The following is a 17,441-nucleotide window of genomic DNA, read 5'->3' as shown; positions in this document are numbered from 1 at the left end:
GGCGCTAGCTGATGCCGGTGTCCCTGTCGACCTGAATCTCGGTGGCGGTCAGGGCGCGGTTGTAGATCCGGATGTCGTCGATCAGCCCGCGCCAGCGCTCGCCGCCGCAGCTGCTGCAGGCGGACTGGCCGAACACCAGGGCCTGGGTGTTGGGCACCGGCGAGACGGTCTGCGCCGCGGTCAGGATCGCCGTGCCGTTGAGGTAGAGCGTGTACGTATTCGCGGTGTCGTTGAAGACGGCGGCGAGATGCGACCACTGGTTGAGCGGCACGGTCGGTGTCGTGCTGACGAACTCACGGCATCCACCGTTGCTGAATCCGCTGGCGATCCGGTTGCCGGTCGTCTGCAGCCAGTACCCGCAGCCGCCGGTCACCTCCTTGATCAGGACGGTCTCGTAGTTGCTCAGCGCGGTCGGGTTGACCCAGGCCTCGAGGGTGTAGCTGGAGCTGAAGTTGAGCGTGGCAGAGTTCGGCACGGTCACATTGCCTGCCGAGCCGTTGAAGGACAGGGCTCCGCCGTACTTGCCGGCCGCGGTCCTGGTCACGCCCGCACCGGACATCGTCCCGTTGTTCCCACTGCCGGACGCGTCGACGGCCGACGCACCGGACACCTCGTTGAAGCCCCACGCACCTACCAGCCCCGTCGGCAGTTGCGTCGCGGTGTACGTCGCCACGTAGCTCTGCGGGGTGTCGGACACCGTGATGGTGTGTTGCTGACCGCCCCCGTCGGACCACGACGAGAACGTGTACGACGTGTTGCCCGCGATCTGGTTCCGGGCCTCGACGACGTGGTTGTAGCCGATGAGTGTGTCGGCGACGAACGGTGTGGTCCGCGCGATGCCGTCGAGGTACAGCGTCCGGCCGGTCGGTACGGTGTCGAAGCTCAGGTTCACCTTGTCCGGCCAGATCGTCACCGACTGCGTCGAGGTCAGGCCGGTCGAGTCGCGGACCGTCAACGTGATGCGGTACCGGGTGTTGCCGGTGAAGTCGTGTCCCGTCACCGGGATGGTGAACGTGCCACCCGTCACCCCGGTGATCGGCGTACCGGGATGCACGTGGCCGTCGTGCAGGAAGTCGATGTTCCAGGTGAAGGCACTCGCGGGCAGCGCGCCGTCGTCGGGATCGTTGCCCGCACCGCTGTAGGTGATCACGTCCCCGGCCCGGAAGTGGACGCCGTCGGTCGGCGCGAGGATGGTGGCCGTCGGGACACTGCCGGCGCTGATCGCGATGGGCGTCGAGAGGGAAGTGTTGACGCCGTCGGACACGGTCAGCCGGGCCTGGTAGGCGCCGGCGGTCGGATAGGTGTGCGTCGGGTTCGGCTCGGTGGACGTCGTACCGTCCCCGAACGACCACGAGTACGTGAGCGGCTGCCCCTCGGGGTCGGACGACCCGGCGCTCGAGAACGACACGTCCAGCGGGGTCGGGCCGGAGGTCGGGGTGGCCGAGGCGTTGACCACGGGTGCCTGGTTGTTCTCCACGTACTTGATCCGGCGGATCTTGCTCACGCCGAACGTGCCGCTCTCGTCGGAGTAGCCCAGATCCACGTAGTACAAGGAGCCGTCCGGTCCCTCGGCCAGGTAGACGATGTCGCCGTACGGTCCGTCCACCGTGCCGTCGGCGGGCTCGAAGTTGAACGTGCCGGTGACGGCTCCGCCGGCGTCGAGGGTGAGACCGCGGATCCAGTTCTGGGTGTAGTCGGCGTAGAAGTACGCCCCGCGGTACGCCGCCGGGAAGGCGGTGCCGTGGTAGACGAAGCCGCTGGTGACCGCGGCGTCACGACCGCCGTGCGGGTACCACAGCAGCGGGCTGGTGCACGGCGCCGCGCAGGGACCCTCGGTGGCCGGCCAGCCGTAGTCCGCACCGCGCACGCCGAGATCGATCTCCTCCTTCGAGGTGGCCGGATCGTTGCCGCCGACATCGCCGATGAACAGACGCCCGGTCGGCGGGTCGTAGTAAGCCCGGTACGGGTTGCGCAGGCCGCGGGCCCAGATCGTGTCGACGTTCGGCCCGGCACCGTCGTAGAACGGGTTGTCCGCCGGCGCGGTCCCGTCGGTGTTGACCCGGTGGACCTTGCCCCTCGGGCTGGTCAGCAACGGCGCGGCGGACGGGACGAAGTGCTCGCCGGTGGTGAACAGGAGCTTGCCGTCGTTGCCGAAGTTCAGCGCGCCGCCGTGGTGCTCGGCGTTCGCGTCCTGCGGGTCCTCGTACAGCACGAACTCGCTGCCGGGCACCGTGCCGTCCAGGGCCGCGTTCGCGGTGAACCGGGAGACCCGGTCGTGGTTCGGCGTACCGAGTGTGTAGAAGACGTAGTAGTAGTGGTTCGTCGCGAACGCGGGATCGAGGACGAGGTCGTAGATGCCCTGCTGGACACCGGCCTGGCCGATGTTCGTGATCTGCAGGAACAGCCCCGGGCTCGCCGTGAGGTAGGGCGGCGGCAGCAGCTTGATCCGGCCCTGCAGTTCCGCGACCAGCATGCGGCCGTCGGGCAGGAACTCGAACGTCGTCGGCAGGTCGAACCCGGTCGCGAGGATCTCGTTCTGGAAGTAGTTCGTGTTGGAGACGTTGACGTTGACGATCGCCGACGTCGTCGTGTTCCCGGTCGCGTCACGCGCCCGCGCGGCGAGCGTGTGCGCGCCGTTGCCGGTCGTGCGGCTGTCCCAGGTCAGCGCGTACGGCGCGGCCGTGTCCTCCGGCCCGGTCGCCGTACCGTCGACGAAGAACTGCACACCGGCGACGCGGTCGTTGTCGGCGGCATCCGCGGACACGGTGACGATGTCGCTGACCGTGGCGTTGTTGACGGGCGCCGTGACGGCGACTGTCGGTGGCGTGGTGTCAGCGGGTGTGGAGTCGCCCTTGAACGCCACCATGTGCATCACCCAGCCGGCGCCGCTCTGGGTGGCGGTTGCGCTGTACGGTCCCGCCGTACCGACGACCTTGTCCTCGGTCCGGTTGCCGAAGTTGGCGCGCCGGCTGGTGAACCCGGCACCGGCCGCGGTCACGGTGCCGGTGGACGCACCCGCGCCGAAGATCAGGTCCGACGGGTTGGTGGTGGTCGCCGTACCGCTGCTCATGGCAGCGGCCGTGCCGACCGCGGCGGCCGACACGTCCAGCGGAGCGGACTTGTCCAGGCCCGAGTACTCGTGGATGTACAGGTCCGCCCACGCGGTGATCGAGCTCGAGAACGTGGCCCGCACCGTGTTCGCGCCGGCGCCGATGTTCTTGGCGTAGAAGACCTGGGAGCTCCAGGTGTTGTTGTTCCACCGCGTGACCGGTGCCACCGCGGCGTAGGTGTTCGCCTTGGTGTCGGTGAGTGTGACCGACGCGTTCGTGTTCCAGATCAGGTAGACGACGATCAGGTTCCCGGCCGAGTTCGCGGACGAGAACGCCAGGCTGTTGAGCGTGCCCGAGGTGATTTCCTTGGCCCGGCTCTGAACATGCGCCGGCGTCGCGGCGACCGCGGGACCCGGCATCACCAGCAGGCTGCCGACGGCCAGCGCCAGCGCAAGCAGTCCTCCGAGTGCCTTTCCGGCACGACGACGTACCATTGCCCCCCACCCCCACACACCCCAAGAACCACACGCCCCCACGTGCCCCAACCTCAGTTGTGAGTGTGAGCCGATCACGTGACGGCGGCAAGGGGCCACCTTCCTAGGTCGTCAGAGGGATGCCTTGTTGCAGGAGGGTGAAGGCGTTGTCGATGGTGGCGAGGTAGTCCTGCATGGGAAGGTCGGCGGCTTCCTGGTAGGTCGCCATGACGACGCCGATGACGGCGCCGGCCCAGGCTCGGACGGCGAAGTCGGTGGGGGTCCGGCCGGTGCGTTCGGCGGCGAGGGTGGCGAGCAGGTCGATGCCGGCGTACAGCTGGTCGAGCATGCGGACGCGGAGCTCGGGGGCGTTCATGACGAGTCGCTGGCGTTCGGACTCCAGTTCCCACTCGTCCTCGGTGAGCGTCGTCATGCTCTGCCGGATCGCCGCCCGGAGGGCCTCGGTCGGGCCGAGCTCGGGCGGCTGGGAGCGGAACAGCTCGATCATCAGCGGGTCGAGCCGGTCGAGGACGATGGTGTCCTCCTTGGTCGCGAAGTACCGGAAGAAGGTCGCCGGCGACACCTCGGCCGCGGCCGCGATCTCCTGCACGGTCGTCTCGGCGTACCCCTGGTCCCGGAACAGCCGCAGCGCGTGCTCCTGGATGGCCGCCCGGGTCTTCGCCTTCTTGCGCTCGCGCAGCCCGGGCGGCTTGTCCGTCTTCATGAGCCGATTGTGGCAACTTCCGCCGGCTCAGGGGCGGCAACCCCGGTACGGCGTGGCAGGAAGGCCAGCGCGAGCACGATCCCGACGAGGGCGAGCCCGCTGCATACCCACAGCGTGATGTCCATGCCGTGCACGAAGGCTTCGCGGGCAGATCGGGTGAGAGCCGGCGAGCCGATCGCGACCGCGGCCGACGCGCTCTCGCGGGCCGCGTCGGCCACGGCCGGCGGCAGACCGCCGACGTCCAGGTGGTTCCGGTACGCCGCGTTCAGCACCGTCCCGAGAATCGCGACACCGAGCGTGCCGCCGACCTGCCGGCACGCCTGGATCAGAGCGGACCCGGATCCGCTCTGTTCGATCGGCAGGGCCGCGAGCGCCAGCCCGTTCATCGGCGGCAGCGTGAACCCGATGCTGACCCCGACCAGGCTGACCCAGACCGCCGTGAACCCATAGCCGTTGCCGACTCCGGTGAAGGCTCCGATCGCCAGCCCGAGCAGCATCAGCAGGAAGCCGACGACCACCGAGACCCGCGCTCCCGCCACGGTGACCAGTCGCTCGGCGGCCTTCGCTCCGATCAGCAGTCCGCCGATGATCGGCAGCAACCGCAGCCCGGTTTGCAACGCGTCCGCGCCCTGCACGGCCTGGAACAGCTGCGGCAGCACGAACAGCAAGCCCACCAACGCGAACGACGCCATCGTCGCGAGCACGGTCCCCCACGTGAAGCCCGCCGATCGGAACAGCCCCAGGTCGACCAAGGGGTCCGACGTACGCCGTGCCCACCCGACGAACGCCGCCAGCAGAACCACGCCGGCCGCGATCCCACCGATCGCCCACACCGAGCCCCAGCCGCGCTCGCCTGCCTCGATGAACCCGTAGGTCAGCGACACGAGCCCAGCACCGGTCAGCAGGATCCCCAGGACGTCGATCCGCCGCGAACGGTGGCCTGGAGTCAGCGGAATGAGAAGCGCCACCGCGAGCAGGCCGATCGCGACCAGCGGCAGGTTGATCAGGAAGATCGAGCCCCAGCGGTAGTGGTCGAGCAGCCACCCGCCGAGCACCGGGCCGAGCGGGATGCCGATCGAGTTCGCCATCAGCCAGATCGTCATCGCACGCTGGCGCTCCTCCGGCGCGAACAGGAGGTTGAGCAACGACATCGACAGCGGAATCAGGAACGCCGAGCCGATGCCGAGCGCTGCCCGCGCCGCGATCAGTTCGCCCGGCGAGTCGGCGAACGCGCAGGCCGCGGAGGCAAGCCCGAACACCACGAGCGCACCCAGCATCAACCGCTTCGGCCCGTACCGGTCGCCGAGCAGCCCGGCGGGAAGCAGCAGTGAGGCAAGCACGAGCGTGTACGCGTTCGCGAACCACTGCAGCTGACTCGTCGACGCATCCAGCTCGGTCGCCAGCGTCGGCAGCGCGACGTTCAGCACGGTCAGATCCAGCCCGATCACGATCAGGCTGAGCGACATCGCCCCCAGCGCCCACCACCGGCGCGGGTCGAGCGTGACTGCGGTCATGACGGAACACCTTTCTGAGATCAGCTCTAATTTGAGAGTAGATCTCAGAATCCGAATCTGTCCAGTCCCTCAAGCCCGGACCGGTCAGCACCTGCCGGAGACCGCGTGCCGAAGCACGGTGCGTAGCTCCTCCGGTCTCTCACGCCAGGGTGAATGGCCGGCGCCCGGGATCAGATGGAAGGTGTGATGCGGCGTGTGCGCAGCCAACATCTGGACGAACGAGACCGGGCGGGGATCGCCGTCGCCGTGGATGAAGGTGACGGGCATCGGGAGGGTCGCGGCGAGGCCGGCGAGGTAGCTGGCCGGCCAGGACTTGGTCTCGTCGTTCAGCGCGCGGTTCGCCGCGAAGTTGATCGGCAGGTCGACGGACGCTTCCTCATGCGCCCACGTGAGCGCCATCGACTGATCCGCATGACTGGTGAACCAGCTGAGCACCCGGAACTCGATCTCCTCGTCCGGAGTCCGCGTGTTCCCGGTGAGCGCGTCCAGCCGATCCCGCTGCGCCGGCGTCATCCGGCGCTCGAGCTCCGCGTAGTACGGCGTACGCCAGTCGCCGATCCCGACGCCGCCGAGGTAGACCACTCCGGCCGTGTGATCCGGATAGGTCGCCGCGTAGATCACCGCGAGCGTGGCACCGGCGGAGTGACCGACGACGATGACGCGCTCATGGCCCCAGTACTCGCGGAGTTCGTCGATGTCCTGCGCGAGTCGAGCCATCGTTTGTTCGTCCGACGGACCCGAGCGACCGCAACCACGCTGGTCGAAGCGGTGCACGACGGTCAGGTCGTCCAGCATCTCCGCGAGTACGGCGTAGTCGTCCCAGAGACCAGGTCCGCCGTGCAGGACGACCACGGGCGGGGCGGCGGTCGGCGTACCGGTGGTTGCGGTCCACAACCGCACGCCGTCAGATGTCGAAAACGGCATGCGGGGTGGCGATCTCGACCGGACCGGGATAGGTCCGGCGGGCGTTCTCGGCCTGGGTCGCGCGGTCGTACCACGGTGGGACGTGGGTGATGACGAGGCGTTTGACGCCGGCCTTCTTGGCCTGTTCACCGGCATCGGCGGGAGTCAGGTGAAGGTCGGTCGGGTTGTGCGGATCGTTGTCCGGCAAGGCCGCCTCGGACAGCAGGACGTCGGCGCCGCGAGCGAGCTCGATCAGTGCCTCGTTCGGACCGGTGTCGCCGGTGTAGACGAGGGACTTGTTGCCGTGCTCAACCCGGATCGCGTACGCCGGGACCGGGTGCACCATCGGCGCGGTCCGGACGGTGAAGGGGCCGATGGTCTGAACTTCCTGCCAGGCATGGAACTCCAGCTCCTCCTCCATCCCGGGATTTGTCGGCAGGTCGTAGGCCAGCGCCATCCGGCCGGCCGTTCCCGGCGGGCCGAAGACCGGGATCCGCGGGATCGGCGCACCCGGCGCGTACTTGGCCGCGACGTACAGCCCGCACAGATCCATGCAGTGGTCAGGATGCAAGTGGGACAGGCCGATCGCGCCGATCTCCGGGACGGCGAGATGCCGCTGGAGCGCGCCGAGCGCGCCACTGCCGAGGTCGAGGATCAGGTGGAAACCCTCGGCGGTGACCAGATAGCTCGAGGCGGCCGAGTCCGGCCCGGGGACGGACCCGGAGCAACCGATCACGGTGAGCTTCATAGCGTGAACACTACCGGCGGGTTGCCCCGCTCGCAGGAAGGCCGGTGCCGTCGACAACCTTCGGTGCGAGCTGGATCACATCCCTGATGGCTAACGGATCCAGGCGAACTGGTCGACCGACGACAGCACCGGTCCGAGGAAGCGCGAGCCGATGGCGGCGAACTCGTCCGGGCTCCCCGTCGTGACGAACCGGTGCCGCGGCTCGGACAGGTCGTCCGGACGCAGCAGCCCGGTCTTGGTGAGTACGCCGTACACGTCCTTGGCGCACTCTTCCGCGCTGCTGACCAGGGTGACGTTGTCACCCATCACGTACGAGATCACGCCGGTCAGCAGCGGGTAGTGCGTGCAGCCGAGGATGAGCGTGTCCACGCCGGCGTCGACCAGCGGGTCGAGGTACTCGTGCGCGGCCTCGAGCAGCTCCGGACCGGACGTCACGCCCCGCTCGACGAAGTCGACGAACTCCGGGCAGGCCCGGGTGAACAGCTCGACCTGCGGCGCGGCGGCGAACCCGTCCTCGTACGCCAGCGACTGCGCGGTCGCGCGGGTGCAGATCACGCCGACGCGCTGGTTCCGGGTCGCGGCGACGGCGCGGCGGGCGGCCGGGAGGATCACCTCGACCACGGGCACGTCGTACCGCTCGCGGGCATCGCGGAGCATCGCGGCGCTGGCCGAGTTGCAGGCGATGACGAGCATCTTCACGCCGGCCTCGACCAGGTGGTCCAGGCACTCCAGCGCGTACTCGCGGACCTCGGCGATCGGCTTCGGCCCGTACGGCTGGCGGGCGGTGTCGCCCAAGTACAGGATCGGCTCGTGCGGCAACTGGTCGAGCACCGCCCGGGCGACCGTGAGTCCGCCGAAGCCCGAATCGAAGATCCCCACCGGTGCGTCAGCCACAGCTGAAGCTTATACAGGTCCGGTCGCGGGCAGGCCCGAAGTCAGCCTTACCTAACCCGGCGAAACGACACGCCGGAGTTGTCCACATCTTTACGTTATGGAATTGCCTTTTCGCGTGATGCGCGCCACTCTGGAGCGATGTTTGCTCGACCGCCCCTCGTGATGCCATGAGTCTGGCGCACCACATCGCGGTGGTGCTCAGCACCACCGCCGCACCGCATCCGCAGCCCAACGACGCGACAGCGGCGAATCAGGCTGCGGACACCCACAGCACCTTCGGAGACATCGCGGCGACCCTCGGGCCGACCGGGATGCTGCTGGTGCTGGCCATGGCGGCGTTCGCCTTGTACGTCGTCTCGCTGTCCCTGCACCCGAACGCCAAATGCAACCGTTGCAAAGGCGCCGGCCGGCACCACGGCAGCCTGTTCAGTTACGCCCAGCGCCCGTGCAACAGCTGCAAGGGCCGCGGCGTCCATCCCCGACTGGGACGCAAGGTCCTCTTCAAGCAACCGTAGGCGGACATGACGTAAACCTCTTCAGGTGCCGACAGCAACAATCGGCACCGTCCCGAGCCCCGGCCCCCCGCCCGCCGGTGCCCGGACCAACCAACTGCTCAGGCCCAGAGCTGGCCCTCGAGGCGATCCTCGGCCTCGTCGATCGTGCCCTCGTACGCTCCGGTGGACAGGTACTTCCAGCCGCCGTCGGCGACCACGAACGCGATGTCCGCGGTCTCGCCCTCGCGGACACACTTGGCCGCCTGGCCGAGCGCGGCGTGCAGGATCGCGCCGGTCGAGATGCCGGCGAAGATGCCTTCGTTGTCGAGGAGTTCGCGGACCCGCCGGACGGCGTCGCGCGGACCGACCGAGAACCGCGCGTCGATCAGCGTCTCGTCGTACAGCTCCGGGACGAAGCCCTCGTCGAGGTTGCGCAGTCCGTAGACGAGCTCGCCGTACCGCGGTTCCGCGGCGACGATGCGCACCTCGGGCTTGTGCTCACGGAAGAACCGGCCGGCGCCCATCAGCGTGCCGGTGGTGCCGAGGCCGGCCACGAAGTGCGTGACCGACGGGAGGTCGGCGAGGATCTCGCGGGCGGTGCCGTCGTAGTGCGCGGCCGCGTTCGACGGGTTGCCGTACTGGTAGAGCATCACCCAGTCGGGGTGCTCCGCCGCGACCTGCTTGGCCACCCGGACGGCCTCGTTCGAGCCGCCGGCGGCCGGGGAGGAGATGATCTCGACTCCCCACATCCGCAGGATCTGGCGCCGCTCCTCGGAGGTGTTCTCCGGCATCACGCAGACCATCCGGTAGCCGCGCAGCTTGGCCGCCATCGCCAGCGAGATCCCGGTGTTGCCCGAGGTCGGCTCGAGGATCGTGTTCCCCGGCCGCAGCCGGCCGTCCTTCTCGGCGTCGAGCAGCATCCGCAGCGCGGCCCGGTCCTTGATCGAGCCGGTCGGGTTGTGGTCCTCAAGCTTCGCCCAGAGCCGGACGTCGGCTGAGGGCGACAGCTTCGGCAGGCCCACCAGCGGGGTGCCGCCGACGGAGTCGAGCAGGCTGTCGAAACGCATGATTCGGCGTCCGCCTCAGCCGCCGGCGACCGCGGGCAGCACGACGACCACGTCGCCGTCCTTGACCTCGGTCTTCAGGCCGCCGGTGAACCGGACGTCCTCGTCGTTCACGTACACGTTCACGAACCGGCGCAGTTCCTCCGGCTCGCCCTCCACGATGCGCTCCTTGAGGCCCGGGTGGTTGCCGTTCACGTCGTCGATGAACTCGGCCAGGGTCGCGCCGTCGCCGTTCACCGCCTTCTCGCCGCCGGTGTACGTGCGCAGGATCGTCGGCACGCGCAGCTCGATCGCCATATCAGTGCTCTCCTTCTCTTTCCTCATAAGAACCAACTACGCGTACGTCTTCTTCCACGACCTCGCCGTCGATGATCCGGTACGAGCGGAACTCGACAGGCCCGTCGTACGCCGGGGAGTCCGCACCGTCGCGGGTCGACACCAGCACGTAGTGGGCGCCCGGCTCCTGGGCGAGGTTGATGTCCGTGCGTGACGGGTACGCCTCGGTGGCGGTGTGCGAGTGGTAGATCACCACCGGTTCCTCGTCCCGCTCGTCCATCTCCTTGTAGAGGCGGAGCAGGTCGCCGGAGTCGAACTCGTAGAACGTCGGCGACATCGCCGCGTTGAGCATCGGCACGAACCGCACCGCCCGATCCGACCCGGCCGGCCCCGCGACCACGCCGCACGCCTCGTCCGGATGATCCTTGCGGGCATGCTCCACGATCGCGTCATACGTCGCGCTCTCGATGATCAACACGACAACCACGGTACGGCGACCGCCGGACCGACCCCGCCAACCCGGGAGTCGGTCCAGTATGCGGACAGAGCGCTACCAGCGGTCGTGGATCTGGGGGCGGATCAGGGCGTCGTAGGTCTCCTGGACGGCGGCCAGTTGGTCGGGGGTGAGCGGGGGCAGGGTGGCGGCGGAGATGTTGCCGGCGACCTGGGCGGGGTTGCGGGCGCCGGGGATGACGACGGTCACACCGGGCTGGTCGATGATCCAGCGGAGGGCGAACTGGGCCATCGTGGTGCCGGCGGGGAGCCAGGGCATCAGGCGGCGGACGGCCTCCAGGCCGGTGCCGAAGTCGACGCCGGAGAAGGTCTCGCCGACGTCGAAGGCCTCGCCGTGGCGGTTGTAGGTGCGGTGGTCGTCCGCGGAGAAGACGGTGTTCTCGTCGTACTTGCCGGAGAGCAGACCGCTGGCCAGCGGGACGCGGGCGATGATGCCCACGCCGGCCGCCCGGGCAGCCGGGAGCACCTCGTCGAGGGGCTTCAGGCGGAACGCGTTCAGGATGATCTGCACGGACGCCACGTTCGGCCGGGCGATCGCGGTGAGCGCCTCGGCGCAGGTCTCCACACTCACGCCGTACGACGCGATCCGGCCCTCGGCCACCATCGCGTCGAGCGCGTCGAAGACCGCGTCGGTCGAGTAGACCGGCGTCGGCGGGCAGTGCAGCTGGACGAGATCGATCGTGTCGACGCCGAGGTTGGCGCGGGACCGGTCGTTCCAGGCGCGGAAGTTCTCCGGCGAGTAGTTCTCCGGGACCTGCTCGACCCGGCGGCCCATCTTGGTCGCGACGGTGAGGCCGTCGTACTCCTTCAGGACCTGTCCGACCAGCCGCTCGCTGCGGCCGTCGCCGTACACGTCGGCGGTGTCGATGAACGTGACACCGCCCTCGACGGCCGTGCGGAGCACCGCCAGCGCGTCACTCTCGTCCACCGACCCCCAGTCGGCGCCCAACTGCCAGGCACCGAGCCCGACCACACCCACGTCCCGACCGGTCCGACCAAGCTTCCGCGTCTCCATGCGGCCCACCCTAGGCAGTGACGTTGATCCGCAGTTCAGGACCCTCCGCAACATCGAGCTCGACCGCGAGCGTCTCCGCCATGATCAGCTCGCGATGCGCCTCGACCGCGGCGACGACAGCGGGCTCCGCGGTCAGCGACAGCCGGACCCGATCGGTCACGTCCAGGCCGGCGTCCCGCCGCGCCTGCTGCACCGAGCGGATCACGTCGCGCGCGGTCCCCTCCGCCTCCAGCTCGGGCGTGATCGTCGTGTCCAGTACGACGAAGCCGCCGCCGGACAGCAGCCCACTCGCGGAACCGCCTTCTACAAGGGTGGTTTCGAGCGTGTACTCCGGCGAGAGCAACTCGATGCCCCCGGCAACAACAACGCCCGATGGTGACACCGACCAGTCGCCGCTCTTGGACGCCTTGATCACCGCCTGGACGTCCCGCCCCAGCCGGGGCCCCGCCGTACGGGCGTTCACGGTCAGCCGCTGGGACACCGGCGCGTCCACCGCGTCCGCCGAGGTCAGCACGACCTCCCGGACGTTGACCTCGGCCGCGATGATCGACACCAGCGGCTCCAGGTCGGCCGCCGCCGCGGCGGCCACGGTCAGCACCCGCAGCGGCTGGCGGGCGCGGATGCCGGCCGCCTTCCGGATCGATGACGCGACCGAGCACACCTCCCGGGCCCGTTCCATCCGCGCGACCAGCTCCGGGTCGTCGGGCAGATTGTCAACAATCGGCCAATCGGACACATGGACCGAGCGCTCACCGGTCAGCCCGCGCCAGACCTGCTCCGTGACCAGCGGGAGCAGCGGGGCCGCGGTCCGGCAGACCACCTCCAGCGCGGTGTAGAGCGTGTCGATCGCCGCGGGGTCGCCGGCCCAGAACCGCTCCCGGGAGCGGCGGATGTACCAGTTCGTCAGCACCTCGACATAGCCGGACACGGCGTCACAGGCCGACGCGACGTCGTACCGATCGAGTTTCTCCTGCACGTCGCCGACGAAGATCCGCAGTCGCGCGAGCAGGTACCGATCCAGCTGGTGCTGCGACTCCGTCGACCAAGAGCCCGACGCACCGCCGGCGTTCGCGTACAAGGCGAAGAAGTACCACGCGTTCCAGAGCGGGATCAGCACCTGCCGGACACCGTCGCGGATGGCGTCCTCGGTGACGACCAGGTTCCCGCCGCGCAGGATCGGGCTCGACATCAGGAACCAGCGCATCGCGTCCGCGCCGTCGCGGTCGAACACCTCGGACACGTCCGCGTAGTTCCGCAGCGACTTGCTCATCTTCTGCCCGTCGTTGCCGAGCACGATCCCGTGACTCAGGCAGGACGAGAACGCCGGCCGGTCGAACAGCGCCGTCGACAGCACGTGCAACGTGTAGAACCAGCCGCGCGTCTGGCCGATGTACTCGACGATGAAGTCGCCGGGGAAGTGGTGCTCGAACCAGTCGGTGTTCTCGAACGGGTAGTGCACCTGCGCGAAACTCATCGACCCCGAGTCGAACCACACGTCCAGGACATCGGGCACCCGCCGCATCGTCGACCGCCCGGTCGGGTCGTCGGGATTCGGCCGGGTCAACTCGTCGACGTACGGGCGGTGCAGGTCCGGGACCGGTACGCCGAAGTCGCGCTCGAGCTCCTCGATCGACCCGTAGACATCGATCCGCGGGTACGCCGGGTCGTCCGACCGCCAGACCGGGAGCGGGCTGCCCCAGAACCGGTTCCGGCTGATCGACCAGTCCCGCGCGTTCGACAGCCACTTGCCGAACTGGCCGTGCTTGACGTGCTCGGGCACCCAGGTGATCTGCTCGTTCAGCTCGACCATCCGGTCCCGGATCCGGGTCACCTCGACGAACCAGCTCGACACCGCCTTGTAGATCAGCGGATTGCGGCACCGCCAGCAGTGCGGATAGCTGTGCACGATGCTGTCCTCGCGCACCAGGGTCCCGGCGGCTCGCAGGTCCCGGATGATCGGCCGGTTCGCCTCGAACACATGCAGACCCTGGTACGGCGGAACGACCGAGGTGAACCGCGCTCCGTCGTCGACGGTCAGCAGCGTGGGGATCCCGACGGCATCACAGGCGATCTGGTCCTCCTCGCCGTACGCCGGAGCCATGTGAACCACGCCCGTACCCTCGTCGGTCGTCACGTGCTCGGCGGCGATCACCTGGAACGCCGCACCGGTCCCCCACACCTCGGCGTCGGCGAAGAACGGGAACAGCGGGGTGTAGCAGCGGCCGATCAGCTCGGAGCCTTTGAGCCGGCGCAGGATGTCGGTGTAGCCGTACGCCTGCAACCGCGCCTCGGCGAGGATCGTCGGACCGGCAGGATCGTCGACAATCACATAGTCGACCTCCGGGCCGACCGCCATCGCGAGGTTGCTCGGCAGGGTCCAGGGCGTGGTCGTCCAGGCCAGCAGTCGTTCACCGGTCTCCAGCTCGACCGCCACGGTCACCGACGGGTCCTGCCGCGGCTGGTAGACGTCGTCGTCCATCCGCAGTTCGTGGTTGGACAGCGGGGTCTCGTCGTTCCAGCAGTACGGGAGCACCCGGAGGCCCTCGTACACCAGGCCCTTGTCGTAGAGCGTCTTGAACGCCCAGATCACCGACTCCATGTAGTCGCGGTTGAGCGTTTTGTAGTCATGGTCGAAGTCGACCCACCGCGCCTGCCGGGTGACGTAACTGCGCCACTCGTCGGTGTACTTGAGCACCGAGGCCCGGCAGGCCGCGTTGAACTTCTCGATCCCCAGCGCGAGGATCTCGGCCTTGGTCTTCAGCCCGAGCACCCGCTGGGCCTCCAGCTCGGCCGGCAGCCCGTGCGTGTCCCATCCGAACCGCCGCTCGACCCGCCGCCCGCGCATGGTCTGGTACCGCGGGACGACGTCCTTCACGTACCCGGTCAGCAGGTGCCCGTAGTGCGGCAACCCGTTCGCGAACGGCGGTCCGTCGTAGAAGACGAACTCGTTGGCCCCGTCCTCCCCCGCCGCCCGCGCCTCCACCGACGCCCGGAACGTCCCATCGACGTCCCAGTACCCCAGCACCTCCCGCTCAATACCCGGGAAGTCAGGGCTAGCAGTCAGTCGCGCACCAGTCTTCGGATAGCTCACTCAGCGCATGTTATGCAGCAGAGCTGATTGGAGGTATCCCAGCCAGTCGTACAGGTCGTACGTCAGGCGGCGGGGGTCGTCGTCCGGGAGCTTCTCCCAGGTGGCGTAGTCGTCTTCTTCTTTGATGTCCAGGCGGGTGCCGATCGCCAGGCGGAGGTCGTTCAGGGCGCGGAGCCAGGACAGTTGCTCGTCCGGCTCGAGGGCGATCTCGTCAGCACCGGACTCCTCCAGAGCGGACAGCACGCGCTTGGCGTCGCTGACCTTGCCCTCCCGCAGGCCGCGCTCGGTGAAGCGGCGGAACTCCGCCGAGGCCATGTCGTCGGACTTGTACGCGTCCGGCAGCAGCCGCTGCAGTACGACGTCCTCCGGCGGCGACGTGGGTCCGTCGTTGTCGAGCAGGGCGGCAAGCGGGTCCGACGACTCGGTGGCGCGCGGCGGCATCCCGTCGTACAGGAGCTCGACCAGGTTGCGGAGCAGGTTCGCCAGGATGTCCGCCTCGTGCTCGGCGAAACTGACGACGACGGTCTTACGGTGCCTGCGGAACCGCGTCACGACTTCTCGCAGGTGGCCCACAGGCCGTAGGTGTGCATTGCCTCGACGTCGCGTTCCATCGCCTCGCGGTTGCCGTTCGAGACCGCCGACTTGCCCTCCTGGTGCACCTGCAGCATGAGCTTCTCCGCCTTCTTCTTGGAGTAGCCGAAGTAGGTCTGGAACACGAACGTGACGTAGTCCATCAGGTTGACCGGGTCGTTCCAGACGATCGTCACCCACGGAGGGCTCAGCTCGATCGCCTCGTCGACCTCGGGGCTCTCGAGTTCGCTTGGTGCGGTGCTCACCGGTCCATTCTCTCCATCATCGGTTCCGTGTTCGCAATAGGCTGCCCCTGTGACGCACTCGACCGCGCTCCTGACCGACCACTACGAGCTCACCATGCTGCAGGCCAGCCTGGCCGACGGCACAGCGCAGCGCCGCTCGGTCTTCGAGCTGTTCGCCCGCCGGCTGCCCGACGGCCGCCGGTACGGCGTGGTCGCCGGCGTGAACCGGCTGCTCGACGCGCTCGAGCGGTTCCGTTTCGACGAGCGGGCAATCGCCTTCCTGGCCGATCACGGCGTCGTCGACCAGGCTACCCGCGACTGGCTGGCGGACTACCGGTTCACCGGCGACATCTCCGGCTACGCCGACGGGGAGATCTTCTTCCCCGGCTCGCCGGTGCTGGTGGTGGAGTCGAGTTTCGCCGAGGCCGTGCTCCTGGAAACCGTCTTCCTGTCCATCCTGAACCACGACTCCGCGGTCGCCTCGGCAGCCTCCAGGATGACCTGGTGGGCCGGTGGGCGGCCCTGTATCGAGATGGGCTCGCGCCGGACCCACGAGGAGGCCGCGGTCGCCTCGGCGCTGGCGGCGTACATCGCGGGGTTCGCGACCACCTCCAACCTGGAGGCGGCCAGGCGGCACGGGATCCCCAGCGGGGGTACGGCGGCGCACTCGTTCACCCTGCTGCACGACAACGAGCGGGAGGCGTTCACCTCCCAGGTCGATGCCCTCGGCAAGGGGACGACCCTGCTGGTGGACACGTACGACGTGGCCGAGGCGGTCCGGACCGCGATCGAGATCACCGGTCCCGAGCTCGGCGCGGTCCGGCTCGACTCCGGCGACCTGCCGTCGCTGGCCGGGCAGGTCCGTGAGCAGCTGGACGCGCTCGGCGCCACGAAGACCCGGATCATCGTGACCAGCGACCTGGACGAGTACCAGATCGCCGCGCTCGCCCCGGCTCCGGTCGACGGGTACGGCGTCGGCACGTCGCTCGTGACCGGGAGCGGGCACCCGACCTGCGGCTTCGTGTACAAGCTGGTCGCCCGGGAGGACGCGAGCGGCGCCCTGGTCCCGGTGGCGAAGAAGAGCCCGGACAAGATCTCCATCGGCGGCCGCAAGTGGGCGCTGCGGCGCCGGTCGGCCACCGGTGTCGCCGAGGTCGAGCTGATCGGGGTCGGCGAGCAGCCGGTCGACGACGGCGACGACCGGGTCCTGCTCAAGCCGCTGGTCGAGGCGGGCAAGATCATCGGGCGTACGACGCCCGCCGAGTCGCAGGCGCATCACCTGAAGGTCCGCGACGAGCTCCCCCGCTACGCCAGCCAGCTGAGCCGCGGCGAGCCCGCCATCCCGACCGAGTACACCGGCGACTACGACGCCCGCAACCCGTTCCTGCCCCGGAGCCACACGTGAGCACCGACCAGACAGAATGGCCGCCCGAGGCGCCCGCCAGCGAAGCTGATGTCCTGGTCGCGCTGCGGTTCGCGGACCGGGCAGCTCGCAAGGCGGTGACCGACGAGCTGGCCGGGACCGGGCTGCACACCGGCCAGGAACTGGTGCTGGCCAAGCTCCTCCACCTCGGATCGCTGCCGGTAGCGCAACTGGCGAGGGTGCTCGACGTCGAGGTCCCGACCGCGACCAAGACCACCCAGCGGATGGAGGCCGCAGGCCTCGTCCGCCGGGTCAGGAGCAGTACGGACGCGCGCCAGGTGGGCATCGAACTCACCGACAGGGGGACCGAACTCGCGCACACGGTCCAGCAGGTCTACGACCGCGCCGGCCGCCGCGCGCTCGCCGCCCTCTCCCCCGAAGACCGCCGCATCCTGCGCAATCTCCTCTGGACCATCACCACCACCCTCGAGCCCTGAGGTGCAC

General features: G+C 69.0%; 16 protein-coding genes. 3 read left to right on the top strand and 13 right to left on the bottom strand.

The annotated features are described in order from the left end of the window. Positions 1-4: 4 nt before the first annotated feature. The 6 genes from ACZ6O0_RS35040 to murI all read right to left on the bottom strand — a co-directional run bounded on the left by ACZ6O0_RS35040 (position 5) and on the right by murI (position 8,306). On the bottom strand, positions 5-3,544 hold the full coding sequence (locus ACZ6O0_RS35040; RefSeq protein ID WP_465769334.1) for a PQQ-dependent sugar dehydrogenase: 3,540 nt from the start codon (positions 3,542-3,544) through the stop codon (positions 5-7). A gap of 103 nt (positions 3,545-3,647) precedes the next feature. Continuing rightward, positions 3,648-4,247 carry an acyl-CoA-like ligand-binding transcription factor gene (locus ACZ6O0_RS35035; RefSeq protein ID WP_465769333.1) on the bottom strand — a complete coding sequence of 200 codons (600 nt, stop codon included), beginning with the start codon at positions 4,245-4,247 and terminating at the stop codon, positions 3,648-3,650. Continuing rightward, on the bottom strand, positions 4,244-5,761 hold the full coding sequence (locus ACZ6O0_RS35030) for a DHA2 family efflux MFS transporter permease subunit (RefSeq protein ID WP_465769332.1): 1,518 nt from the start codon (positions 5,759-5,761) through the stop codon (positions 4,244-4,246). Before ACZ6O0_RS35030 ends, ACZ6O0_RS35035 begins: the two co-directional genes overlap by 4 nt. 84 nt (positions 5,762-5,845) lie before the next feature. Next, entirely contained in the window at positions 5,846-6,685 is an 840-nt protein-coding gene (locus ACZ6O0_RS35025) for an alpha/beta fold hydrolase (RefSeq protein WP_465769331.1), read from the bottom strand. Continuing rightward, complete coding sequence (locus ACZ6O0_RS35020) at positions 6,666-7,412, bottom strand: MBL fold metallo-hydrolase (RefSeq protein WP_465769330.1); 747 nt, start codon at positions 7,410-7,412, stop codon at positions 6,666-6,668. Before ACZ6O0_RS35020 ends, ACZ6O0_RS35025 begins: the two co-directional genes overlap by 20 nt. 90 nt (positions 7,413-7,502) lie before the next feature. After that, positions 7,503-8,306 (bottom strand): glutamate racemase, encoded by an 804-nt coding sequence (gene murI / locus ACZ6O0_RS35015; protein ID WP_465769329.1) that lies wholly within the window; start codon positions 8,304-8,306, stop codon positions 7,503-7,505. A gap of 167 nt (positions 8,307-8,473) precedes the next feature. Between murI and ACZ6O0_RS35010 the strand changes: the two genes are divergently transcribed. Next, positions 8,474-8,821: a hypothetical protein gene (locus ACZ6O0_RS35010; protein WP_465769328.1), complete on the top strand. Its 348-nt coding sequence runs from the start codon at positions 8,474-8,476 to the stop codon at positions 8,819-8,821. Positions 8,822-8,919: 98 nt separating this feature from the next. Here the strand turns inward: ACZ6O0_RS35010 and ACZ6O0_RS35005 are convergent, their stop codons facing one another. The 7 genes from ACZ6O0_RS35005 to clpS form a co-directional block, all read right to left on the bottom strand. Further along, a complete protein-coding gene (locus ACZ6O0_RS35005) occupies positions 8,920-9,867 on the bottom strand; it encodes a PLP-dependent cysteine synthase family protein (RefSeq protein WP_465769327.1) in 948 nt (315 codons plus the stop codon). Positions 9,868-9,882: 15 nt separating this feature from the next. Then, positions 9,883-10,161 carry a MoaD/ThiS family protein gene (locus ACZ6O0_RS35000; RefSeq protein ID WP_465769326.1) on the bottom strand — a complete coding sequence of 93 codons (279 nt, stop codon included), beginning with the start codon at positions 10,159-10,161 and terminating at the stop codon, positions 9,883-9,885. A gap of 1 nt (position 10,162) precedes the next feature. Beyond that, positions 10,163-10,618 carry a M67 family metallopeptidase gene (locus tag ACZ6O0_RS34995; RefSeq protein ID WP_465769325.1) on the bottom strand — a complete coding sequence of 152 codons (456 nt, stop codon included), beginning with the start codon at positions 10,616-10,618 and terminating at the stop codon, positions 10,163-10,165. A 72-nt stretch (positions 10,619-10,690) separates the two neighbouring features. Beyond that, positions 10,691-11,668 carry an aldo/keto reductase gene (locus tag ACZ6O0_RS34990; protein WP_465769324.1) on the bottom strand — a complete coding sequence of 326 codons (978 nt, stop codon included), beginning with the start codon at positions 11,666-11,668 and terminating at the stop codon, positions 10,691-10,693. Between the two features lie 10 nt (positions 11,669-11,678). Continuing rightward, positions 11,679-14,759, bottom strand: coding sequence for an isoleucine--tRNA ligase (gene ileS, locus ACZ6O0_RS34985; RefSeq protein WP_465769323.1), 3,081 nt, complete (start codon positions 14,757-14,759; stop codon positions 11,679-11,681). Next, complete coding sequence (locus ACZ6O0_RS34980; protein WP_465769322.1) at positions 14,760-15,311, bottom strand: DUF2017 domain-containing protein; 552 nt, start codon at positions 15,309-15,311, stop codon at positions 14,760-14,762. It lies immediately after the preceding gene. Beyond that, entirely contained in the window at positions 15,308-15,595 is a 288-nt protein-coding gene (gene clpS, locus ACZ6O0_RS34975; protein ID WP_328523368.1) for an ATP-dependent Clp protease adapter ClpS, read from the bottom strand. Before clpS ends, ACZ6O0_RS34980 begins: the two co-directional genes overlap by 4 nt. 94 nt (positions 15,596-15,689) lie before the next feature. Between clpS and ACZ6O0_RS34970 the strand changes: the two genes are divergently transcribed. Together ACZ6O0_RS34970 and ACZ6O0_RS34965 are read left to right on the top strand one after the other, a co-directional pair. Next, positions 15,690-16,979, top strand: coding sequence for a nicotinate phosphoribosyltransferase (locus ACZ6O0_RS34970; RefSeq protein ID WP_465769733.1), 1,290 nt, complete (start codon positions 15,690-15,692; stop codon positions 16,977-16,979). After that, positions 16,976-17,434, top strand: a complete 459-nt coding sequence (locus tag ACZ6O0_RS34965) for a MarR family winged helix-turn-helix transcriptional regulator (RefSeq protein WP_465769321.1) — start codon at positions 16,976-16,978, stop codon at positions 17,432-17,434. Before ACZ6O0_RS34970 ends, ACZ6O0_RS34965 begins: the two co-directional genes overlap by 4 nt. The last annotated feature ends 7 nt before the right edge of the window (positions 17,435-17,441 follow it).

This window comes from Kribbella sp. NPDC048837 (assembly GCF_055586945.1).
Note: the sequence above shows the minus strand (reverse complement) of the source record. Positions and strands in the feature narration are given on the sequence as shown.